At 57.5% G+C, this 23,404-nt stretch carries 18 protein-coding genes and 1 pseudogene; 13 read left to right on the forward strand and 6 right to left on the reverse strand.

Annotated elements, in window-relative coordinates; translation table 11 throughout:
• The 3 genes from AAFX91_RS22160 to AAFX91_RS22170 all read left to right on the forward strand — a co-directional run.
• The coding region (locus tag AAFX91_RS22160) for a hypothetical protein (protein WP_394567894.1) at positions 1-2,253 on the forward strand (2,253 nt) is incomplete at its 5' end.
• A 45-nt stretch (positions 2,254-2,298) separates the two neighbouring features.
• The gene (locus AAFX91_RS22165; RefSeq protein ID WP_394567895.1) at positions 2,299-4,014 is read left to right on the forward strand and encodes a hypothetical protein; all 1,716 of its coding nucleotides are present in this window, start codon (positions 2,299-2,301) and stop codon (positions 4,012-4,014) included.
• Positions 4,015-4,413: 399 nt separating this feature from the next.
• Positions 4,414-4,902 carry a hypothetical protein gene (locus AAFX91_RS22170; protein ID WP_245476433.1) on the forward strand — a complete coding sequence of 163 codons (489 nt, stop codon included), beginning with the start codon at positions 4,414-4,416 and terminating at the stop codon, positions 4,900-4,902.
• A gap of 137 nt (positions 4,903-5,039) precedes the next feature.
• Here AAFX91_RS22170 and AAFX91_RS22175 read toward each other — a convergent pair whose 3' ends face one another.
• Genes AAFX91_RS22175 through AAFX91_RS22185 form a run of 3 tightly spaced genes read right to left on the reverse strand, consistent with a single transcriptional unit; the run spans position 5,040 to position 7,302 of the window.
• Positions 5,040-5,477 (reverse strand): hypothetical protein, encoded by a 438-nt coding sequence (locus tag AAFX91_RS22175; protein ID WP_130580923.1) that lies wholly within the window; start codon positions 5,475-5,477, stop codon positions 5,040-5,042.
• On the reverse strand, positions 5,474-6,859 hold the full coding sequence (locus tag AAFX91_RS22180) for a recombinase family protein (RefSeq protein WP_130580922.1): 1,386 nt from the start codon (positions 6,857-6,859) through the stop codon (positions 5,474-5,476). Before AAFX91_RS22180 ends, AAFX91_RS22175 begins: the two co-directional genes overlap by 4 nt.
• 8 nt (positions 6,860-6,867) lie before the next feature.
• On the reverse strand, positions 6,868-7,302 hold the full coding sequence (locus AAFX91_RS22185; protein ID WP_130580921.1) for a DUF2924 domain-containing protein: 435 nt from the start codon (positions 7,300-7,302) through the stop codon (positions 6,868-6,870).
• Between the two features lie 321 nt (positions 7,303-7,623).
• On the opposite strand from AAFX91_RS22185, the gene AAFX91_RS22190 reads away from it, so the two are divergent.
• The 5 genes and pseudogenes from AAFX91_RS22190 to AAFX91_RS22210 all read left to right on the forward strand — a co-directional run.
• The gene (locus tag AAFX91_RS22190) at positions 7,624-8,526 is read left to right on the forward strand and encodes a hypothetical protein (protein ID WP_394567897.1); all 903 of its coding nucleotides are present in this window, start codon (positions 7,624-7,626) and stop codon (positions 8,524-8,526) included.
• 219 nt (positions 8,527-8,745) lie between these two features.
• A complete protein-coding gene (locus AAFX91_RS22195) occupies positions 8,746-8,976 on the forward strand; it encodes a hypothetical protein (protein WP_130580919.1) in 231 nt (76 codons plus the stop codon).
• A complete protein-coding gene (locus AAFX91_RS22200; protein ID WP_130580918.1) occupies positions 8,973-9,707 on the forward strand; it encodes a hypothetical protein in 735 nt (244 codons plus the stop codon). The genes AAFX91_RS22195 and AAFX91_RS22200 overlap by 4 nt, the downstream gene beginning before the upstream one ends.
• Positions 9,708-10,281: 574 nt before the next feature.
• A complete protein-coding gene (locus AAFX91_RS22205; RefSeq protein WP_028169241.1) occupies positions 10,282-10,551 on the forward strand; it encodes a DUF768 domain-containing protein in 270 nt (89 codons plus the stop codon).
• 145 nt (positions 10,552-10,696) lie between these two features.
• A pseudogene (locus tag AAFX91_RS22210) lies at positions 10,697-10,825 on the forward strand (RlpA-like double-psi beta-barrel domain-containing protein); the annotation flags it as partial.
• Positions 10,826-11,035: 210 nt separating this feature from the next.
• Here the strand turns inward: AAFX91_RS22210 and AAFX91_RS22215 are convergent.
• Positions 11,036-13,891 carry an ATP-binding protein gene (locus AAFX91_RS22215; protein WP_394567898.1) on the reverse strand — a complete coding sequence of 952 codons (2,856 nt, stop codon included), beginning with the start codon at positions 13,889-13,891 and terminating at the stop codon, positions 11,036-11,038.
• Positions 13,892-14,241: 350 nt separating this feature from the next.
• Complete coding sequence (locus AAFX91_RS22220) at positions 14,242-15,138, reverse strand: 3'-5' exonuclease (RefSeq protein WP_130580915.1); 897 nt, start codon at positions 15,136-15,138, stop codon at positions 14,242-14,244.
• 11 nt (positions 15,139-15,149) lie between these two features.
• On the opposite strand from AAFX91_RS22220, the gene AAFX91_RS22225 reads away from it, so the two are divergent.
• Positions 15,150-17,153 carry a DUF2075 domain-containing protein gene (locus AAFX91_RS22225; protein ID WP_394567899.1) on the forward strand — a complete coding sequence of 668 codons (2,004 nt, stop codon included), beginning with the start codon at positions 15,150-15,152 and terminating at the stop codon, positions 17,151-17,153.
• Between the two features lie 72 nt (positions 17,154-17,225).
• Here the strand turns inward: AAFX91_RS22225 and AAFX91_RS22230 are convergent, their stop codons facing one another.
• Positions 17,226-17,438, reverse strand: coding sequence for a hypothetical protein (locus AAFX91_RS22230; protein ID WP_245475708.1), 213 nt, complete (start codon positions 17,436-17,438; stop codon positions 17,226-17,228).
• 211 nt (positions 17,439-17,649) lie between these two features.
• Here AAFX91_RS22230 and AAFX91_RS22235 point away from each other — a divergent pair, with 211 nt between their 5' ends.
• The 4 genes from AAFX91_RS22235 to AAFX91_RS22250 all read left to right on the forward strand — a co-directional run bounded on the left by AAFX91_RS22235 (position 17,650) and on the right by AAFX91_RS22250 (position 23,276).
• Positions 17,650-18,510 carry a L,D-transpeptidase gene (locus tag AAFX91_RS22235; protein ID WP_394567901.1) on the forward strand — a complete coding sequence of 287 codons (861 nt, stop codon included), beginning with the start codon at positions 17,650-17,652 and terminating at the stop codon, positions 18,508-18,510.
• Between the two features lie 375 nt (positions 18,511-18,885).
• Positions 18,886-20,703, forward strand: coding sequence for a hypothetical protein (locus tag AAFX91_RS22240; protein ID WP_394567902.1), 1,818 nt, complete (start codon positions 18,886-18,888; stop codon positions 20,701-20,703).
• Positions 20,704-21,764: 1,061 nt separating this feature from the next.
• Complete coding sequence (locus AAFX91_RS22245) at positions 21,765-22,253, forward strand: phasin family protein (RefSeq protein ID WP_130577393.1); 489 nt, start codon at positions 21,765-21,767, stop codon at positions 22,251-22,253.
• 111 nt (positions 22,254-22,364) lie between these two features.
• Positions 22,365-23,276 (forward strand): alpha/beta fold hydrolase, encoded by a 912-nt coding sequence (locus tag AAFX91_RS22250; RefSeq protein ID WP_394567904.1) that lies wholly within the window; start codon positions 22,365-22,367, stop codon positions 23,274-23,276.
• The last annotated feature ends 128 nt before the right edge of the window (positions 23,277-23,404 follow it).

Raw genomic sequence — 23,404 nt, forward strand, 5'->3', positions numbered from 1 at the left:
TCCTGCCACCCGAAAACTTGCCGATCCTCGAATGGCTCGGTATCAAAACGTCAAAATCACTGTGATGAACCACTAGCTAAATCGAAGCCCAATCTGCGCCGCCTTCTGTTCAGTCCCAGCCAAGCCGTGGAGCAGATCGCGCGTCGTCCGTTTTTTGCGTCCGTGCTTGCCAAAGCCATTCCGCAAGACGCCGAACCGAAAACCGAAGCCGATCTGATCAACGCGTGGTGGCTGCGCGCCGGACATGACGCCATGGCCGAAACGGTGCCGCAACGCCAGCGCGCGCTCATCGACCTTGCTGAAAAAGGCGTGCGTAATCTCGGCAAGGAGATCTTGGTCCGCAATCTCAAGCCGGAGACCGTCGCTCAACTGACTGCGTTGGAGGCAGATAACATCATTCGTCTTGCGCGCGCAGGCGCGATGGTTTCATTCACGCACGACATCTTCTTTGAGTGGGTCTTCTTCCGGCTGCTCATCGAGCTCGGCGACACATGGCCTTCGGCGCTTTCCGCCGCCGGCGAACCGCCATTGCTTGGTCGCGTGGTGGGTTTGCTGGCTCAAGACGCGCTCACCGAACCCGGACGTTGGACCGCCGGATTGGCCCAGCTGGAAAGCTCTTCTTTGCGCGCCCAGTGGAAGCGCGAATGGCTCACGGCGCCACCCTTCACGAACACATTCGAGAAGGCCATCGACGAGTTCACGCAGCGTGTCGAGGCCGAGAACTTCGCTTTGTGCGAAAAGCTGTTCGTGTGGTTTCAGGCGCAGCACACCGTGCCGAGCCCCATCATCATGCAAGGGGCGATCAAGATTGAAGGCATGGACTCCATTCGCTTGGCCGATCTACTTGGATGGCCTTCGGACGGTGAAGCATGGGGACGCCTTATTGACTGGATCATCACGCGTTATGACAGGCTCCCACCGCGTCTTGTCCCGCAAGCGCTCGAGGTTTTAGGGGTTTGGCAGAACGCGCTATCGGACATTAAGAACAAACGCTCGAAGGACATTCTGGCGACGTGCAGTTCGTGGCTCGTCGATCTCGAAGCGAAAATCTACGCCGAGGGCTATGCGCGCCCGCGCGGCAAATGGGACGTCCTCGGCCACGAAGCGCAGAAGAGTCTCGCCACCGGGTTGCGTAACATGCTTCTCCGATCGGCCCGAAGTTATCCCGAGTTCGCGGTCGCGCTTTTTGAACGCGCCGCCAACAATGAGCACATGCTGCGGCCCGCATTCGACGATCTGATGGGCTTTACGCCGGTCATGGCGGAAGTTGCGCCGGAGGCGGTTGAAAAGGTCGCTGAAGCCAAGCTCTTGCAAGAATTGCCGCAGGACGAGTGTGACCGGCTCCGACGCGAAGAAGCTGAACACGCAAAGTGGCGCGAAGAGATCGGGGCAATTCCGGAGGAGAAGCGCACGCGCGATCAACAGATGGCGTTGTCGTCGGTCCACTTTCCGACGAGCATGTCCGAGTTCCGATTGGATGACGTCGGCCTCGACGCCCACAATCATTATTTCCACCCTTCATCGGCGCTGCACGAACCGTTCGCCAGCCTGCTCGCGAAGAGTCCCGCCGTTGGCCTTCGCTTCATCAAGAAACTTACGAACCACGCGACCACCGGCTGGCGTCAAATCCATAAACTCGGCCGCCGCGAACACGGCACTCCGATTCCTATCGTCCTGGACTTCCCGTGGGGCAAGCAGGAGTTCTGGGGTGACTGGCACGTCTTCGGCTGGGGCCTTGGTATGCTGGGCTCCGAATTGCTCCAGTGTGCCTATCTGTCGCTCGCCTATTGGGCCTTCAAGGAGATCGAGAAAGGCCGCTCCACCAGCGACGTGATCAAGGAAATCCTCGAAGGCAGCGAGTGCTATGCCACGCTGGGCCTTTGCCTGCGTCTTGCCATCGAGACGTTCGAGGTTTCTGAAACGACGCTGCCCATCGTCACGTGCCAGCGCTTGTGGGAGCATGATATGGCGCGGCTCATTCAAGAGCCGCAGAAGGATGTCGACCTTTTCGGGTTCGGTTTCCTCACGAAATTGACGGGTGAAAAAGCGAAGGCGAAAGCGTTCCTCGAAAGCCGCGAATACCGCAAACACGATGTGCGTGAACTGGCGATGCATTTTGCCATCAGCAGCGACACGAGCCTGCGGGATCGCTTCAAGAAGGCGCTGGCGGCGTTCCCGGCAAACCTACCGTTCGAGCTCGAAGAAGAACGCGAATACCCGAAGCTGGCGCAGCAATTGAAGGAGAAGGCCTAGCTTTGGTCCGGCCTTGGCGATATCGAGAATTATCGGCGCTACGAGATGCAAGGCGATCAAGTCGCCATCGGCTATGAGCCGCCGAAACCGCTGCCCGAAGCCACGCAACAGAAGGCCGCCAAGGCCTCAGAGTCCTTGGGCCAAACGCGTGTGCTGAATTGGGCCATGAAATCCTTGAATGAAGGCAAGCCTGCCGAGGGCTGGTCGTTAGATAAGGCAATCGAATACGCCAAGAAGCACGACCGCAATGACCTCTTCGATGAGCGCGCCGATGTCGGGCCCCACGCGGTCCAAAGCGGCGTCTCCGCTATCGCCGCGTGCGTTATCCGATATGCCGATAAAGATTCGGCGGATCGGCCATGGGCGTGGAATGTGATGGACCGCGTTCTGAAGATGCGCGAGCCCGGGGATTATGGGGGGTCGAAGATTCCGTGGCATCCGTCCTTTCATCTTATTTCCGCGCTATTCCACGACCGCAAGAGTACCGCGCCCCGTTCGGAGGCGTCAGCCAGCCTCATTGAGCTTGCGAGCCATACGAACGAAGATGTGCAGCTCATGGCTTTCCAAGCCCTCTTTTTGGACCCGGACCCGCATGTGAAGTGGGTAGCGGCGCACTTCGCGTTCGACCTCGCGCATTACATCGATCCCATTCAGAACGAAACGACCTTTGAGCGCGATGACACGGAAGATCGCGACGCACGCAAGGCAGCTGTGGCGAAAGCGTTGAATGCCCTTGGTGTTGAAGCCGAGACGGGCTTCGAGCCGTTACCGCCGGCATGGGTGAAGGCACCGAAGCGCAACAGACGTGAAGGGGATTATTGGACCGACCCAAAGCGTTCGTTTGACGGGCAATATGCCGCCAAGCTCTTCGCGCACTTTCCGCTTGAAGAGTGGTGCCGGTCAGATGTTTACCGCGTGAAAATCGGACCGCTCCTCGTCGATCTTGCGCGCTGGACGGCCGACCGGCTGATGCCATCGTGGGACGATAAGAAGCGCCGCGACAAACAAACGAATTTGTTCGAATGGGACCACGCCTTAGGCACCATGTTCGCCCGCGTCTTACCGTTTTTCGATCTGCAATGGATTCGCGAGCACTTTCTTAAGCCGTTCTCGCAGGACGACGAAGAGGCGTTGCGCGTGCTTGCAGAGTTCGCGGACAGCACTGTCAGACGGCATGTCTTGGATGCCAAAGACGTCCCCGCCAATGCACTGCCTGTCCTCCACGACTGTGTGCAGCGCGTGATCGACGACAGAACGTTCAGCCCGAACGGTTACCGTGCGGGGGAAGTGCACGGCTATGACATGCCGATTCTCATCAAGGCGCTCCTGTTTGTGAACGTCGAAGCCGAATGTCCGGGCGCAGCGCGGTTCGTCAACGGCGATTGGAGTGAGATAGCGGTCATCATCCCGCTCGTCACGAAGCTCATGAAAGCGACCGGCTGGTCAACCTTCGTCATGCAAAACTACCTGACCCTGTGCGAGAAAGCCGGGGCATCATACGCCCTTGATGCGTTTATCGATCAGTCCGGGGCGGCATTGGACTCTATCGAATACGCAAAAGGCAGTTGGGTCGGGACATCACTGCCTGCGCGGCTCGCGGCAATCATCCAGCGCCTCGCAGAAGCGAATTACCCCCTCGAAGTTAACCGTGCACGCGGCCTCTTAAGGCTTCTCGACGCGCTGATCGACCTTGGCGACCGGCGTAGCGCGGCGCTTGAACAAGATGAGGCATTTCGTCGTGTCCAAGGGTCCGTTCGTTGAGCCGCGTATCCTTAGGCGCGGTCATCCAAAAGTACGATGACAGTGTCCTATTATATATCAAAATTTTTTGCAGAAGATAATGCCTAGAGTCCGGACAGAGGTAGCTTAAGTCCGCAGCTCTGGATCTCCTGAATGGTGCGCGTCGCTCGTCTCGCCCGGCCTGTTCAGGTGGGGCGGCGACTTCATGACGGCGCTTTACTATAAGGGTACGGGGCGCATCCCGTGGCGGAAGACATCCACGCAGGGCGAGTTCACCGCCTGTTATATTCGCGTCAGCTTCTACCGCGAAGTGGGAGGCTAACAGCTCGTCACCAGCGCGACGCAAATGTTCGATGAACATGGGCGCGGCTTTATCTTGAAGAAAAAGCGTGCCGAGGAGAGCCGGGAACGGCATCCTACATGACGAAGGAGGATGCGCACGAATTGATTTCTGGGGCGCTTGCTGCTTACAAAAAGCATCATCAAAACTTTCCCGCGCGTGTCATCGTTCTCAAGACTTCGCGGTTTCGCGACAAGGAAGCCGAAGGCATTTTGGCAGCGATCGAAGAAGCCGGAGCCGAGCTGCGGGATCTGGTTTGGGTTCAAGAGTCGTATTCGGTCAAAGTGCTGCGTGATGGCAATTATCCCGTGATGCGTGGCACCTTCGTCGAGTTGGACGGCAAGGGTTTGCTCTACACAAACGGCAGCATCCCCTATTACGGCACGTATCCCGGACTTTACGATCCGCGGCCACTGCTCTTATGTCCTTATAAGGGTCACGACAGCACCATCGCGCAGATAGCGGCTGAAGTCTTGGCGCTGACCAAGGTGAATTGGAATTCAAACCCAAATGAACCAGAAGCTGGCCATTCCCATTCGTGCTGCGAGGGCGGGCGGCGAAGTTCATAATATGCGACCGACCGAACAAATAGTTCTGACTATGCACGTTATATCTAGCGATTGGACTGCGGGCCGGTGGGATGGCCCTTCCAACATTCGATGGGCGAACCGGGACCGAGCACCCCGGCAGCACGCGGGGCCTAAGCCTATGTGCGAAACATCGCTTCTTGCTCGCGCCACTCGATAGGGATGGACTTCAGCAGCTGCGCGAGGTCCAGCCCTTCTGGCTGTGAGCCATTCAGGATAGCTTCAGTGAGCGTGGGCGATAGCAGTGTTAGCCGTAGCACCCGGCAGAGATAAGACTCGTTGATCTTCTCTGCTTTGGCTAGCTCGCGCACCGAGGCAAATAGATTTGACTCGAGCATGTTGCGCCATCGATGCGCGCGCACCAGAGCCTTCACAAGCGTATTGTCAACCCGGGGTGGCGGAGGCGACCAGGTCGGCGCCGCTGCCGGGGTGACGACGCGCTTGCGGCCGCCCTGGCGACGGAATGAAATCGGGATGCTGACGACCATCGTCCGGCCGTCGCGGCTCAGTTTCGGCCTTCCAAGCGGCCCAAGGGTGATAGTGGTCGGTCGGTTCATTCGGCGGCTTCTTGAAAGGTCGGTTGCGTCCCCAGCTCCGCGGCCAGGGAGGTCAGCCCTAAAATGTTCAGGGTGATGTCAAGCCGCTCTGGGCCGAGATCGACGCGGTTGACGAGCAGCTCGACAATGCGGGCCTGTTCTGCCGGAAATAGCTCGTCCCAAAGCTCGTCAAACCCGAGAAGGGCGTTGCGCACTTCAGTTTCGCTGATGTCCTTGCGCTGCTTGCGAGCTGCGCGCCAGGTCTGGACGATGATTTCGGGCATCTTGAGAAGCCCGCGAACCTGGTCCATGACGATGCGCTCGAGTTCGGCGGCCGGCGCAAGCGGGACGGGACAGTCGGATCTCCCCCGCTTCATCGCACTCTGGCTAATATAATACCGGTACAGCCGCCCCGATTTCCGGGTGTGGGTCGGGGACATGGCGGCGCCGTCGGGACCAAAAAGCAGGCCTTTCAAGAGCGCCGGAGTTTGCGCGCGGGTGTTGTTTGCTCGCTTGCGCGGGCTTTCCTTCAGAATGGCGTGGACCTGGTCCCAGAGCTTACGGTCGATGATGGGCTCATGTTCGCCGGGGTAGGACGTTCCCTTGTGGACGGCGTCGCCGATATAGACGCGATTGTTGAGCATCTTGTAGAGCACGCCCTTATCCAGGAGGTGCCCATAGCGGTTCGTCTCGCCGGCGGCGACCAGCTCACGTGCCAACCGGGTCGCGGACTTCAGCTGGACGAACCGCCGAAAGATCGCCCTGACGCGTTCCGCGTCCCGTTCGTGGATGATCAGCTTGCGCTCACGAACCTCATAGCCGAGCGGAGTCCAGCCGCCCATCCATTTGCCGCGCTTGCGCGAGGCTGCGACCTTGTCGCGGATGCGCTCGCCAATCAGCTCACGCTCAAACTGCGCGAAGGTCACCAGGATGTTGAGGGCCATGCGTCCCATGGCATCTTTGGTGTTGAAAGACTGGGTGACGGAAACGAAGGTAACGCCGTGGCGCTCGAACAGCTCGACGAGATTGAGAAAGTCGAGCATCGAGCGGGAAAGCCGATCAATTTTATAGACGACGATCACGTCGATCTTGCCGGCTTTGACGTCAGCCAGAAGCCGCTTCAATGCCGGCCGTTCCAGTGTGCCCCCTGAAAAACCCCCGTCATCGTAGCGATCTGAGACCGGAGACCAGCCTTCGGCTCTCTGGCTGACAACGTAGGCCTCGCAAGATTCCCGCTGCGCATCCAGCGAGTTGAAATCCATGTCGAGGCCTTCCTCGCTGGACTTGCGTGTATAGATGGCGCACCGGAGCTTCCTGACTGCCGGGATGCGGGCCGAAGAGCCGTTCTCGAAAGGACTGGCGAAGCCTTTGTCGGCCTTCTTTGGCCGGCTACGGGAGGTCATTTCCGGTCCTATGAACTCTTCAGGCCGAAGAAGACCCAGCCATTCCATTTTGTCCCGGTGATCTGCCGTGCCACCGAAGACAGTGACTTATAGGGACGGCCAAGGTATTCGAAATCGTCGTGCCTGACGGTGACGCAGTGCTCCACGCCTTCCCACTCCCGTATCAACTTGGTGCCGGCAACAGGGCGCAGGATCGGCCGAGCCTTGCGATCCGCCGGCTTTTGGTCTGCGTACTGCTTGGCCATCGCCTTCAGCCGCTCCTGGGTCTCCCGGCTCAACCCGCCATAGGCCAACTCCTGGATCCGATAGGCTAGCCGGTTCTCCAGGAATCGGCGGTTGTAGGCGGGGGGCTCGGTGTCAAAGAGCTCTCGCCAACGGGTTTTCAAAGCGGTAATGGGGGCGCCTTTCAGGGCCGCCAGTTGCGACAAAACGGTCTCTTTCATGGAGCGAAGTCCTGGTTCGTGGCGGCGACATCACCCTCAGACAGGCTCCTACAGTCGGGCGGAGAATTCGCTTTGCCGTGCAAGATTTGACTGGACTTCCGCTCCAAAACACGCAGGAAGCCGGCCGCCAAAATGTCGGCAATTTCAACGATCGCCTGGTCGCCGTGCGAGGAGTTTCCCCCAGGGTAGCGTTTTCCAGTGATCCACGAATCGGTTTCTATTGCCATGCTCAGGACTGAAGCCGATCCGGACGATTTGTCCGGCGCTCAACCTGGCTGCTCGTCAACCGAGGTTGACCGCAGGGTTCATCGGGAGAGGCAAGTGAGAAAGCGGTGGACGTTCGAAACATCTGCGCATGCAGCGTGTGCGCGGGGGCCGCTGCGAGCGCTTGAGGAAGCTGTCGCGCTGCTCGCACCGTTTAAGCATCGTCCCAAAAAGCGGCCGGGCCTTGATTCGAGTGAACTGCTTTCAATGGATCCAGAGACGTTAGCCAGGGCTTCCGTGGAAGGTTTGGCCGAGTATCTGAACTCGTTGCTGAACCGCGCGCATCTCGCGCCAAGAAGCAAAGAAATCAAGGCTAACCTGAAGCGACTTCGCAGCAAACTGCTAGATATCTGCGGTGAACTCGCTTCGCTCGACGACTGGTCACGGCTGCACCTTCAGAGCTCATCGGAACCACCGTTTGACCTCGAATTGCTACCCCCAGTCGCAGGGCTCGGTCGAGGAGGGTTCGCTGAGGGCGCTGCGCAAATAGCGAGTAGAATCGATAGTGTACTGTTGACCCTGCCTGCCGACCGTGGTGGACGACAGAATCATGATGAACACTTTTTAGGGACCGCAAAAACAAGATTCGTTCGAGAAGCTTTTGATCTATTTGATTCATATCATCCGCGGAGCGCAAGCTCGACTGAGGGAGCACCCTTCCATACGTTCATTCATAGGGTCTATGAATACGCGACAGGCGAACATGACGAGGATCGCGCGGCCCTCTCCCATAAGATCCGTTCTCTCATAACAGCGCTCCATCAATACCAAATGGCAGATGAGCGATTTTGGGCTATCGAAATGAAAATCAGCGGCCTCGCAATCGATGACCCAGAGTGCGCTAAACTTCGCGGGCGACAGCGCGAGTTTAGCAAGCAAAAACAAGCGCTTGGATCTATATTCGTGCCTGCCCTGGGACGTGTAGAAAAACGTCAACCTCGGAAGAAGAATAGGGGGTAGACAGCAAGCCTGAATCATCAAGTTAGCTCAAGCTACCAGCCGTTGTCCTCGAGGAGAGCGGTTGATGTCCGCAGTAGACAGTGAATCATTGCATACGACGGAGCGGGGTCGCCTCGCCGTATTAGGTAATTTCTCTTCATCGCTCTCCCCGGAATGTGCGCGCTATCGGTTCTCGCGACGCTCTGACGCTCGTGACTGCGCAGTTCCTCGAGCGTCGCAATGAAAGGGCTATCTGCAAAGCGGTCGCACAAGCCGGCGACGACGTCGCGCTTCGTGCAAAGCCGATTCAAGCCCCTGGAGCGTTCGGTCTACATCGGACGCGGGAGCCTCCGACTATACGTGCGCATCGCCGGGGAGCAACGTAAGGCCCACGAGGTGGGTCAGCGGCGCATCGGCAGGTTCAGTAAACGCACTGCCGCGCTGGCCACGATGGCCGACAGCGCGCAATGACCTCCTATATCCCACGCGCGCCTGATTTCGCCGCGAGCATTGAGCGGCTGAAAGCTCGTCCATGGAATGAGTCCATCGTCCAGGCGTATGAACAGGGCTCGATAGCCACGAAACCGGCGGCGCCCCCTGCAGCTTCCCCGAAGCCACTAAAAGCCTCTCGTTTAGTTCCGCGGCAACGGCCGCGGTCACCCAATCGCCAAGCTTCGCGAGATCGACGGCGGCGGCTCGGTGGGTCCAGCGCTCTGCCCGATACGCTTCGGCATTGTTATACCGAAGGACAGCGGGCTGTTCTTTGCATCATCGCAGGCGAGATCAAGCACCACGGCGTATGCGATTTGCCGATCGACAAAATAGCCGCGCTTGCCGGCGTCTGCCGGACCACCGTCCAAACCACTTTGCATGAAGGCCGCCGGCTGTTCCATCTCAAGGTCACCGAGCGTCCGATGCGAGGCCGCAAGAGCCTCACCAATCTGGTGGAAATTATCTCGACGGAATGGCGAGCCTGGATTTCACGCGCACCGTCAGACCATCGCCCGAGAGGGTCCAATTCTGTGAAAATGGCGAGCACCACGAAGAACACAGAAAGAAGAAAGGAAGAGGCTTTCCGAGTAACTCGTGGCGATTGCTATCAAGAAAACGAGCCCCAAACTCGGGGGCTTGCACAGAGAAGGATTGGAAATGCCAACGCGTGCACCGCGTTCAGGGTCGACCAGCGTCCCAAGCGCGAATAGACCAACGCGAGAGACGCGTCTCCGGGGCGAAGCGCCCAGAATGTACGTCTCTGGGATGTGTTGTTGATCCGGCCCTCGGTTGACGGACATCGGCCTCCTCTATGGCGGATTGCTTGTGGGTCCTTCCAGCAGCTTAGCGTATCGCGAGTAGTTCGCATCCCGGCATCTCGGTAGCTGGAGGTTCGAAAAGTTAGGTTGACAGAGTTGACATGGTTGACAGTGATGGTTGACAAGCCGAAGCAGAGTCCACGCAAGTGCGTGGGAGCTTGCGTTTGGCCTAAGCTAAACTTCGCAAATTGCGAATATTGCTGCCCAAAGCAGTTGGAGGCGTGCAGGGGGCTGGTCGTCCAGCCTGCTGATCATCATTTCTCTGGCATTTGCAAACCACGGGCTCGCATTGCGATAAACGCGTGAGAGCTGTCGCACGTTGCCGCTCAGCGATAAGGCGGCAGCTTACGCCTTCGCCCGCGTTGACGAGTATTGTTCCCATGCGCCGCTTAGAGCTTGCTTTTCACCCGACTCTTCAACCCCATTGAGGCAGGATGGTTTTGTTGATGCGGCGGGAAAGGCGCAAATGAGCACCAAGGTGCGCGAATTTATCGATTTTTGGATCGAGAATAGCATCCACGCTTTCGATCGAATTGGTGCGGGCGGTGCCTCTCAAGACGTAGCGGAACTGGCGCGGCGCTGCATCCAAATGGCAAGGGACCAGGGCATCTCGGAACGGGCCATCAACGCCGAAATCGGCAACCTTGCGGAATACATCGCTCGGGAACTTGCGGCCGCAAACAAAGCCGAAACCACGCGGCGGCAGCACGAGAAGGGCGGCAGATCAGAGGGATAAGCACGCTTCGGCGATCCGATGGCTTGCCGCTATGCCAATCTGACCCTTGCCCCCTTGGAACGAAGCCATTCGGCTGGCGTCGCTTGTTTAGCTGCTCCTGCGTTCGCTGAAACCTGTACCGATTCCCGTTATGGATACGGCGGAAGCCCGAACCGCATCTGGCGAACGGATGAATCCAAGCGACATGACCGCAGCGCACCGTTCCAGACTGTTCGGCTCTCAAGTGACGGTCACCTCACGTTCGACCCGCCGAAGCGTTACAGTTCGAATAAATGGATGGGACTGCAGTAGTTTCTCTCCACTGAAGCAGAAATGAGCACGAGTGGCTTCGGGTTGGTGCTCGCTCAACAGCTGATCACTTTGACCGGTGTCCGACCGACACTGGAAGTACCAAGGTCCGCGGTCAGATGCAAAGCGATCGAGCTCTGGATAGACCTAGTGTTGGCTTCTTACCCGATGCCGACCTTAGCTCTCCCGTCCGAGGCTAAGTGTTGCGTAACTGATCGATCAGTGCGCGTGCTCTCTTTAGATCATTGGTCGCGAAACCTTCACTGAATTTGTTGTAGACCGATGATAGAAGCTGTTCCGCCGCGGCAGGCTTGTCCCGACCACGCCACAACTCAGCTAAACTCATCGCCGTGCGCAATTGCCAAGACGGCGTTTGCTGCCGGCGCGCTGAATCGATTGACTGCAAGAAGTGCCCCTCAGCCTCTGTGGCAGCCGCAGGGTGGCGGGTCCGAAGAATGAGCTCGCCCTTGACGCGCAGAATTTCGGCAAAACACCATCGCTCCTGATTCCGCTGGGATCGCGTGAGAGCCTCTTCGATTGCAGCAAGTCCTTGTGCGACTTGCCCGCTACGAGCTAAGCCTTCCGCGAAGGCCACGAGAAATGCAGTGAGGTACTGGGCAAAGCCCGCCTTGCGAAGGTCATCAACAGCGGCGCCGAGAAGCCGCAATCCAGCGTCTACATCGGCGCGCTGGATGAGCAGCTGGCCTCTAAAACACTTGCCGTAGATAAGCCAAACCTCCACTGCGTGCCGATCGGCGCGGTCGATGAGCATTGTCGTGTACCTTTCCGCAGCCGGCAAATCGCCGGCCAAAAAGGCGACCGGGCACGCGGATTGGGCGAGAGCGTTGCATAGGGAAAGCGTGTGATCGATGGACAATGCGTGTTCGATGCTATCCTTGACCGTACGCATCGCTTGATCGGCGAATCCCTGCAGCCAGAGAACTCGGGCCATCGTGATATTTGCCGTTGTGCTTTGCTCGAACTGAAAGCGGACCATATCTGAGTGGTGATCACGGGTGATGTAGTGAGAGAGCATGGGCTCGATGTGCTGCCGCGCACCTATCTGGTCCCCCAGGAAATGTAACGATGCGCCTACCATTCGATCGCCGACAGGCAGGTCAGCGCGATCGGCCTCCGTCGCGGCATGGTTACGAAACTTGCTTGCAAGCTCGAGCGCCGCGGGGAAATCGCCGCTGTTTAAGCGTCCGGCCCACAGACCCCAGAGCGAACGCAGTGAATAGTCGGTATCACCGAACCTTTCGGCGAGTTCGAGCGCAATGGTCCACGCGAAGCCAGTATCCTGCACAGATGCTGTTAAAAAAAATCTCGACCAATCCAGCGCGGCGTATAGCTGCATCTTGCGGCGTTCGTCTTCGGTCGATCTAGGCTGGAAAGCGGCGAGTGCCTGTTCGACGCGTCCGCGACACTCGCTTATCAGCGACAATCGAAACCACATAGGCACTGCGGAGACGGTAAGAGCCACGCCGACCGCCGCGTCGCCTTTCGGCGAAAAAGCCCAGTCCAGGGCCGCACGTAGATCGTCGATGTGACGAGCATGCGTGGCCAGCCACTCGTCAGTCCGCTGCGATGTCCATTCTGCCCCCGCTTGCTCGAATAAATCCCTCTGATGCTCGGCATGACGGCGTACATATTGCTCGAGCTCGTCACTTTCGGCGAGCTTCTGCGCCGCGTATACGCGCAGCGTGTCCGACAATCGATATTGCACAACAGCGCCACCAACGTCTGCCGCCACGAGCGACTTCGCGACCAAATTGGCCAGATCATTCGGCACGTCGGAATTTGCAACCGAAGCCACTGCGCTTGCAGACTCCAACGTGAAGGCGCCGCGAAAGACCGACAGGCGGCGCAACAGTGCACGTTCGACTTCGGGCAGAAACTCGTAACTCCAGTCAAGCGCAGAAGTTAGCGTTCGATGTCGTGGCCGCACGGAACGCTTACCGTAGTTCAGGAGGTTAAGTTGACTGCTTAGCAGCGACGACAGTTGTCGAACACCAAAGGCCTCAACACGACTCGCAGCCAGCTCGATAGCAAGCGGCAGCCCTCCGAGCTTTCGACAGATTTCGGCAACGGCAGGCGCCTCAGCCTCTTCCAGCTCGAAACCTTCAAGCATCGCTGCCGCTCGCTCGACGAACAATTGGATCGACGGAAATGAAAGAGCGTCCGAAGCTGTTATCCTCGATGGATTGGGCGGAACCCCGAGAGGCGGTAAGCGGTGCAATTGCTCGCCTTGCGCACGCAGCGGTTCCCGGCTGGTCGCCAAGATATGCACCTGCGGCGCGGCAGCCAAGATCTGCTCCGCCAATGCAGCTACTGCTCCGACCACGTGATCACATGTATCGAGCACGATCAGCATCCGTCTAATCCGCAGGTGCGCGACAAGCTCTGGGATCGGGTTCTCTGAATGCGTCTCAAGCCCCAGTGCGGAAGCGAGTGCACCTGCAACAAAATGCTCATCGTTAAGCGGTGCGAGATCAACAAACCAAATTCCGTGTTCATACGTCCCGATGACTGCCTCTGCGACGGTGAGGGCAACCGTTGTTTTGCCAACGCCGCCTTCCCCTACAATGGTGATTAACCGTTGTCGCGGAAACCGATCCAGCAGCGCACTGATGGTATCGCCTCGGCCCAGCGCTCGCGTATGTAGACTTGGCAGATTGTGCTTGCGATCAACCGCGGCGCTCGGTGGTGTTATCGGCTTTACTGCAGAGGAAAATTCGACTGGTGCTACGAAGGTATAGCCGCGTCCCTGAACAGTGGCCAAATAGCGCCGTCCTGGCTGTCCGTCACCAAGCGCTCTTCTGAGGGAGCAGATATGAAACTTAAGGCTATTTTCGTCGACCGTCGTGTCAGGCCAGACCCGGTCCATCAATTCATTCTTGCTAACCAGTTCACCGGAGCGCTCGGTAAGCGCGATCAATATTTCCAAGGCCCGGCCGCCGAGACGAACCGGGTTTTCATCCTCCATCAACAGCATCTGCCCCGGAAAGAGGCGAAATGGACCAAATGATGCTATGCGATCAGCGGAGGTCACGAGCTCCCTTCCATTTTCCTAGTCGCGCCTGACCCGCGTTTAGCTGCGATTATTTCTCCTTCGCCTACAGAATCTGCAACTCGATCTCCGTTCCGCACGATCCCAGATTCGAGCTAGTTACGCCGGACCGCGCAGCGAAACAAACGTTGGCGCTCTGCGGGCGGTGAGCGCCCCGATTCAATCAAATTTTCCGGTGCGTGTCAGCGGGCTAGGTATTCGGAAGTCCCCAATTGTCAGTGGGGGGAACTCGCGCATCCCACCCTACTTCGCACGCAAGGAATCGGAATTAAATACAAAAAAAGCCACTGGCGGTCAGCGCCTAGCCGAGTTTCCACGACAGCACAGCGAGATCAAACCCTGTTCGAAAACCTATTCATCGCGCTCATCATCTGGATTCGCGGATCCACATCTCGCAGATAAATTGTCTTCCGTAAGAACTCGATCTCAGCTGTTTGACTGGCCTCGTCCACGTCAATATGCCAAGACCGCGGCCTTCCATCGCAGCCGTCGCTCCAGCGATAGCCCCGCTTCTTGAGCGTGTCCTTCAGCTCAAACGGAGATTGTTCTGCCCAAATACGAATAGTCTTGCGGCGAGCTCGCTCAAGCAGGAGTGCGAAGGCGGATCGATTCAGTTTCGGGACGTCCGACGATAGGATCTCTATCAATGCTCTACAGTCGTCGATGGCTCGATGCGCCTGATGGAAGAGACCAACGCCGGCCAATAGATAACCTAGGCGAGACCCGTGGAATCCGTGCTTTCGCCACTCGACCTCCGTCGCTGAACAAGCCCAGGGCTTCCTCTCGAACTGGGGCCAATATCGCTCCGCAAACTTTCGGTCGAGGTTCGCATTGTGGGCTATGACCAGAACTGCGTCCGAGACGAAGGACGCAACGACATCGGGATCGATACGATGGCCCGATACCATCTCATCGGTAATGCCCGTGAGCTCGGTAATCTCTTCCGGTATCGGAATTGACGGCTCGTTGAAGGCAGAAAAGACCTCCGTAATGGCCGCTATTCTATCGTCCGGCAGATAGGTGAACTTGACCATGGCAAGTTCGATGATTTCGTCCCGCGCCGTGTTCAGTCCAGTAGTCTCGACGTCGAGCAGAATGCCAGTTCTCGTAGCTTGCCCATTGCATATTGCAAACTCATCTCTTGGGATAAGCTTGCGAAGAACGCGATAATCGGAAGATTGGGCTAGTATCTCGGCCATTTTTGCGAGATTGATATTCTCTAAGGACATAGGATCAACCGTTGAATTACGCAGAAGCACGGGCTCAGACCGCTCTAGTTACCGCGTATTATTCTAGCCCGATCGCGGACGTTGTCGATCAGGCCTCCGAAGCGATCCTGGGACATCTCGCCAAGCGAAACCCGTTCGCATTGGATGCGCTGCAGCGTAACGCGTGGCTAGGCCAGATCGATATCGTTCGACGCCAACTCCGGGGCCTCAACGGTTGGATCGCCTTTGAATTTGCTATCCCTCGTATGGGCAAGCGGGCTGACGTGGTGCTGGTTACTGCGGGGGTCGTCTTCGTCATCGAGTTCAAGGTGGGGTCGCGTCAATTCGATGCAGCGGCCTTCGATCAGGTGATGGATTACGCCCTCGACCTCAAGAACTTTCATGCCGGCAGCCACGATCGCCGAATAGTTCCGATCGTTGTTGCGACGATGGCCGATGAGTCTCCGTTCAAGTTGACGTGGGGATTAGACGGGGTGGCCGGCCCAATCGGCTCAAATGGTAACAACCTCGGAAAATTCGTCGCGGAGGTTGTCAGGCAAACACCGGGGCAGGGTGGCCTTGATGGCGAACAATGGTCCCGAACCGGATACAGGCCGACACCTACGATCATTGAAGCGGCGCAGGCGCTCTATCAAGGACACCGCGTGGAAAACATCACTCGGTCCGACGCCGGGGCAAAGAATCTGAGCGAGACAGCGGCCTGCCTCGCTGGGATTATTGAAGACGCCAAGGCGCACCAGTACAAGTCAATTTGCTTCGTGACTGGTGTGCCTGGTGCCGGAAAAACGTTGGCTGGTCTCAATTTGGTGACCCTTCGAACTAAGGCTCACGAAGAAGAGCACGCAGTGTTTCTTTCCGGCAATGGACCGCTTGTCGAGGTGCTGCGCGAAGCGCTCGCCCGCGACGAGTATGGAAGGCTAAAAGAGCGGGGTCAAAAGACCAAGAAAGCCGACGCCGCCCGGAAAGTGAACAGCTTTGTTCAGAACATCATGCACTTTCGGGACGGCAATCTGACGACCACAGAGCCTCCCATTGAGCGGGTAGCAGTATTTGACGAGGCACAGCGCGCTTGGGATAAGAATCACTTAGCGAAGTTCATGGGCCAGAAACGAGGCCAGTCTGATTTTCAGATGTCGGAGCCCGAATTCCTTGTTAGCGTGATGGATCGGCATGACGGCTGGTGCGTCATCATTTGCCTGGTTGGGGGAGGGCAGGAAATCAACGCCGGTGAGGCTGGCTTGACCGAGTGGTTTTCGGCGCTCAAGCGCAGTTTCCGTGGCTGGAAAGTCTACACTTCTACGAAGCTGGCGCACCGGGACTATCACTGGGGGCAGGATCTTGCGGCCGAGCTCGAGGGGCTCGACAGGCAATCCTTGTCGGCGCTCCACCTTGCTGTCTCGGTTCGATCGTTTCGTGCCGAAAAGTTGTCGGAGTTTGTTGGTGCATTGGTCGCAGGTGAGGCTGATGAGGCCGAGCAAATCTATCAGGCGATTAAGGCGTCATTTCCGATCGCGGTAACGCGAAGTCTAGTTCAGGCAAAGCAGTGGCTTCGCAATCGCGCGCGAGGCTCTGAACGGATTGGTCTGGTGGCGTCATCAGGTGCATCGCGCCTTAAGCCAGAGGGGATCAACGTCCACGAAAAGATTGATGCACCAACCTGGTTCCTGAACGGAAAAGACGACGTTCGCTCGTCCCATTATATGGAAGACCCTGCGACCGAGTTCGACATACAGGGCCTTGAGCTCGACTGGGTGGGAGTCTGCTGGGACGCCGATTTTCGCTCAGTCAATGGCAAATGGCAGTGCTATCGGTTTTCGGGGACGCGCTGGCAGAACGTCAATGATGACAACCGCAAGATCTACCTGGCCAACGCCTACCGTGTGCTGCTAACGCGCGCCCGCCAGGGCATGGTCATCTACGTCCTGGCGGGCGATGTCATCGACGCCACTCGTCCGCCTTCGTACTACGACGGAACAGCAGCTTTCCTCTCAAAATGCGGTCTGCCACTTATTTAATAGGCGCGCGATTGAGGCTAGCAAATGGGCCATTGACCGACTTCTTCCATAAAATCTCATATCCGCATGACGTCAGATGTTCGCAAGAAAGCGGACGTGTCGTCGATCGGTTTCGCGGTCCGTTAGTGACTCTGGTGGCGCCGTGACGTTCAGCGTGATGGCGTAGGCGATCTGCGCCTCGTCATCATTGGGATAGCGCGTGGCGACGGCTTCGGTTGCCTTGAGATAGGCCTGCGCACGCTGGCCAAACGTCGTCTTTTCGTCGCCCGAATAGAATGCCAGCATCGCGTCGATATAGTCGCGTTCGCGTTCGCTCTTGGCGCCGAGTGCCCTGGCCTTTTGCAGCGCGGCGAGGCCTTCGGTGAGGTTTTCCTTCGGCGCGGGAAAATGCGGATTGTACAGCAGGCTCAGGGCAATGCCCCAATAGGCGATTCGCTTCGAAGTTTCTTAAATTTTGCTGGGTACCTGTTCCGGGCATGGTGACCGGAGGAAAGATATGAGTAAGCGGGCCAAACGTGGAAAGGCAGAAACGCTCGCACTGCCAAGGGCCGCGAGAGTTGCAGTTGGCGCCGTGGCCGTCGCCGCATTGGGATACAGCTTGCTGTCTCGCCCGACGAGCGTGCAGCCGATACGCAAGCCGTCCGCACGCCAAGCCCTGGCATCGTCAACTCTGGTTTACATAGCAACTCCAAATTATGCCTCAGCGCCAGCTCCCGCTCCGATTTCGGCCCCGGCGCCTCTGGTCGAACCACCAAAAGCTGCTGACGGTCCCGGAGCATTTGTTCGGCAGGTGGTTGACTACGCCAGCCACCAGACGCCGGGCACCGTGATCATCGATACCAAAAACACATTCCTGTATTTCGTTCTGAGCGACACGCAAGCAATGCGCTACGGCATCGGTGTTGGCCGCGAAGGTTTCTCGTGGTCCGGCGAGCAGACTGTGGCCCGTAAAACAGAATGGCCGGATTGGCGTCCACCTGTAGAGATGATTTCGCGTCAGCCTTATCTGCCGCGGTTTATGGCAGGCGGTCCCGGCAACCCGCTCGGCGCTCGGGCGATGTATCTGGGCGAGACCGAATATAGAATTCACGGCACCAACAAGCCCGATACGATTGGGAAGCGGGTTTCGTCCGGCTGTATCCGGCTGACCAATGAGGACGTCGTGGACCTTTATGAGCGGGTGAAAGTCGGAGCGAAAGTGATCGTGCTTCCGGCAACCGCTGCCCATCGACCATCCCAGGGAGCGCCGCTCGACACCGCGTTCCGATCGCCGGACCCGGCATCGCCGTCGAACCGGCCCTCGGCAGCCAACGCGCAGATGCTGTCATCTGGACCGAAGATCGCTGAGGCCCAATAACTCAGTCCTCCGCCCTCGGTCTGCAACTGATGACAAGGAGGTAATTCAAGTCCTCGCGTCGAGGTCGGCTTCAAGCCCATCGCTGCCGTTGACGCGGTATAGCTAGAAGTCCGTTCACAGGAACAGACCGGAAAGTCCGCGACCGAGAGGCAACAGAGGTTATTGACCCTTCGCGACATATTCCACCGCGACGCATCTTCGGTTGCTGACGGGGCACGGCGGAAATCGACAAGCTGACGTCTATTGCAGAGGGCGACGCTCGTGACCCAAAGGGGACGTGACAAGGCTGCCGTAACTTACGTAATATGACCGCCCAGAGGGTGACATGGGACGGCGGGGCACGAGACGGGTTTTCTATTCGAGAACATTTCAGCGATGACCATCGAAACACTCTCCGCCGAATATGGCTCTTGGCATCCAGGGTTAGTATCGGAAATACCGCGAGAGTACCTTCCTCTGTCGACAATGTTCAGAATCGAAAATGTTTCGACGAGCATTTCAAAAGCGTACGAATTAAGCGACTACTGTAGCCTGCCGCCTACTGAATTAGTCGCATTTCGGGCCGAGCGATTGATTATACATGAACTGCTGATACACGTGACTACCACCATTTCTGTCCCCGATGGCGGGGATTACGAGGATTTGGGTCGAAACTTTCGTGAGATAACCTCAACTATTCTCAAACGGTATATTGCCCCTCATAGAGCGGAATTGGCGGAACGTTTCGATCGCTTTAGACACGCGGCGTCTGTCAGCATCGAGCGCGAGATTGCAAAGAGCTTCGCAGAGTCGAGATCGTCGGGTGAACGGCGATCAAGCCATTGGCGCCGCCGCCTATTCGGCACTGACAAACAACAACACCGGACCCGCTTTCCGGAGAATGATCCCGTGGAGCGCGACCGTTCGATAGCTTTTGGATGGCGGAAACAAGCAGAAGCGGCAACCGACCCGTTGGTTGCTGTCTGTTTCGATGCATTACACAGAATTGCAACGGGAATCATGGACCGACATGATCGGCTCGTAGGCGATAGGGCGCTGCTCGCCGAACTTGCTCTCACGTTAGTCTGTAATGGATATGGCAGCGAAGTTATTGGCGATGCAATCACCCCATTCATTGAAGAAGCGATTTCACGGGAGGGCTACAGGCAACTGCCATGGCAACCACAACCGGTCGTCATGAACGTGAAGGGTGCATCTGCGTCAGGCAAAAGCACGATGCGTCCTTTACAGCGAACGCTTGCACGCAAGTTAAATTTTCGTTGGGAAGAGTTCGCCTTAATCAGTCCGGACATTTGGCGGAAATTTCTTCTGGACTACACGTCGCTCGGTGGCGCTTACAAATACGCGGCAATGCTAACAGGTCACGAGCTTGAGGTCATCGATCAGAAGCTTGACCGTCGAATGAAGGCCAAGGCTGCCAGCGGGGAGATTTCGCACTCACTGATCGACCGGTTTCGCTTTGACAGTTTTGTACCTGAGTACGGGGGAAAAGGGTCCAATAGGCTGCTGACGCGCTTCGGTAATTTAGTTTACATGTTTTTCTTGATTACACCGCCAGAAATGACCGTCGAGCGAGCTTGGAAACGAGGATTGAAGGTCGGTAGATATAAAGCCGTTGAGGACCTCCTAGCGCACAATGTCGAAGCGTTTACTGGTATGCCTGAATTGTTCTTTACTTGGGCGCTGGCTGTCGGAAAGCGCGTTCACTACGAGTTTCTCGATAACAGTGTACCCGAGGGCCAGCCTCCGCGAACCGTGGCATTTGGCTGGAATGGCGAAATGACCATCCTCGATGTTAAGAGCATGTTGGATATTGAAAGGTTCAGAAAGATAAACATCCGCGCTAAGGGACCAGAAGAAGTGTACCGCGGAAAGAGTTTTGCACCTGAATGTAACACCGATTTTTTGAGGCGGTGTGTTCGCTGGATTCCAGTTATCAATTTCGCCAGTTACAAGACGGGTGCAGTCTACGCGCGAGTAGAACATGGGAGGTGGGTATGGCGCGACGATCAAGCTCTTGCCTGCGCGCTGAATGATCCTGATACGCGAGTCGGACTTGACGTAATCGCTCCAAAGATCAACGACTTGGAGTCTGACGTGAAAGGGTATCCGACAAATCTGGAGCTTGAGAAAGTGCACACCATTGGCTCTTGGGCCGAGGCTATTTACGGCTCAACCGCAGGTGCGGGATAGGTGGCACCCTTGTGGATGCGCGGCGCACCATGGCCCGCGGACCCGGGCGGCAAAGCCCATCGCCGCGCAAAGCGCCAACACTTAAAGTCAGCTTTTGGCCCTTCGCGACAGTTTGCGCAGCGCGGAGACATGTCCGCAGTTGCGGGTAGACCGGAAGTCTCGGGCTGCGAGGCAAACCGGCGCGATTGACCCACAGCAGACGCTTTTGTGTGCTTCCTGGCCCAAAATTCGAGAAACGTTCTGCGTTGCCGATCTCACTCATACTCTTATGGGTACTGGCCTGAGGGCTCATTCATCGGCGATGCAGCGACAGACGGGTAGCGACCGGACGGATCGCCCCCCTCTTACCGTGTTGTTCCGTAGTGGCATAGTTTGGAATTGGGCAATGGCCTAATATGACGTGTGTGCAGTTGTGGACGTACGCGAGGCTTAAGCAGGAGTACACTCTCAGCCATCACCGCACGGTCTTGTGGCATTTATCGGTGATGAGAACGCCGGTTGCGCTCCCGCCCTCCCCGAACCGAGGAGCCGCCATGCAGCAGCGCCGCCGTTTCAAACAAACCACATCCCTAGATCAGCGCTTGATCGACGAAGCTCAGCGCTTGCGAAAAGAGGCGCGAGGCACTCCGCACGGCGTCCAGCGCGAACGGCTTATCCGAAGAGCTCGTCAGGCCGAAACCGCCGCGCACATAAACGAGTGGCTCCGGTCGCCCGGACTGAGGGCACCCACATAACCCATACAGCCAGCTGTTACGCCTACGCGATCCGCGGACGACAACCACATCCGGATCACGTTGAGATCATCCGCGATGACGACGAGGCAGCCAAACGTCATGCGAAGCAGTTAGTGGGTGGACGCATAGAGCTATGGCAGGAGGCGCGCATGATTACAGCCATCCAGCCGGAGGAATGAGGCCGCCTCGTTGGCGGCCTCTTAGGCGTTGATCTAAGTTCATGCGGGAAAGTCCCATAATCCCGCGTTAGGAACGCTACACCGCAGGGCCTGTTGTCCTTCAGAAATGACCGTTGTGGTCGACCTACCCAGTCTCTTGGAGCGTTAGATGAGTAACCGTAAACGAGCCATAGCGTCAAAGCGTGCCCGCGGCCCTAGAAAAGCCGCACGGGCCCAACGGAACAAGCAGGCTATTGTTAGAAGCCCGAAAGACAACCCTCTGCGCTCTGTTGCCGCAGGCTCCACCGAATCGCCCAAGCTTCATGACGATTCAAAACAAAAGGCTCCCATCGTTGAGAATCGGGTGGCTGCCTTACAAGATGGCTTACGTCAGATGATGAGGGACAACAATCCAAGGGAAGGGTTTGATCTTTCTTTAGTGACGGCAAACCTGCAGGCTTATCAAGCGAAGCTTCTGGAAATGGCAGAAGCCAACATGCAATTTGCTTTTGAATTCGGCCAGAGGCTTGTAGCGATCAGGTCACCATTCGAATTTTTCGCCGTCATTGCAGAATTTACAAGCAGGCGGATCGACATGTTCCGGAAGTATTCGAAGGAGATGGCTGCGTATCCGTTCTTGGGGCACGGAACCCCTTAGTGGTCGCGCGCATGGGCCGTGAGTCGTCGGGCGGGAGCGAAGCCGTCAGGTCGCGGCTGTTCCGCCGATTCGAAGTGCCCCGCCAGCGCGGACCATCTAAGGATTGACCCGATGTCCACAACTGAAACCGTCCTGCTGATAGTCTTGGCCGGACTTGTCGTTCTGATCCTCGGCAATATCGCGTTTCAGGTGGCAGCGGAGCGAAAGAACCCGCCGATCGGCGCCTTCATCGAGTGCGACGGAGTACGCCTTCATTATATCGAACGCGGCGATGTCGCCGCGCCTTGTGTGGTCCTGTTCCACGGGAATGGCACCATGATTCAGGATCTCGTCCTAAGCGGTCTGGTCGACCGCCTGGCCCACTACTACCGCGTCGTTTGCTTCGACCGGCCAGGATTTGGCTACAGCCACCGTCCCCGCACGCGCATCTGGACCGCTACAACGCAAGCTTTCTTGTTCGCGAAGGCTCTTGACCAGCTTGAGGTGCGCAATCCCGTGGTGCTCGGCCATTCCTGGGGTACGCTGGTGGCGATCGCGCTGGCGCTGCGAAGCGACTATGCCGTGAGTGGGCTCGTGCTCGCGTCCGGCTACTACTTTCCGACCTTTCGGATGGACTTTTGGCTCATGTCGGGTCCGGCACTGCCACTGCTCGGCGATCTGATGCGCTACACCATCTCGCCGATCATATCGTGGGCCATTATGCCGAAGCTTATTCGCACGCTGTTCGCGCCGCGTGCCGTTCCGCCGGAATTCAAGAACGAATTTCCGATCTCGTTGTCCCTCCGGCCCAAACAATTGAGGGCGGCTGCCGAGGAGAGCGCGTTTCTTATTCCAGTTGCCGCGCAATTGCCGCTTCAATATCAGGGCATCCGGTGTCCCGTCAGGATCGTGCATGGAAAGGGTGACCGGCTCATCGAGCCCGACCAATCGCGCCGCCTACACGAGGCGTTGCCCCGTTCCGTGCTAGATCTGGTCGAGGATGCCGGTCACATGGTGACCTATGCATGTTTCGCGGGATCGTGAGCACGGATTTCAGGGGATCGTGAGCACGGATTTCGCGGGATCGTGAGCAGCTTTTCAGCAGCTCAGCCCGCTTCGGCCGACAACTCAACCGGCTTAGGAACTGCCTCGTCAGTGAACGAGGAAGGCCG

Origin of the sequence: Bradyrhizobium sp. 31Argb (assembly GCF_043638955.1) — a bacterium.
In the GTDB taxonomy this organism is placed as follows: Bacteria; Pseudomonadota; Alphaproteobacteria; order Rhizobiales; family Xanthobacteraceae; genus Bradyrhizobium.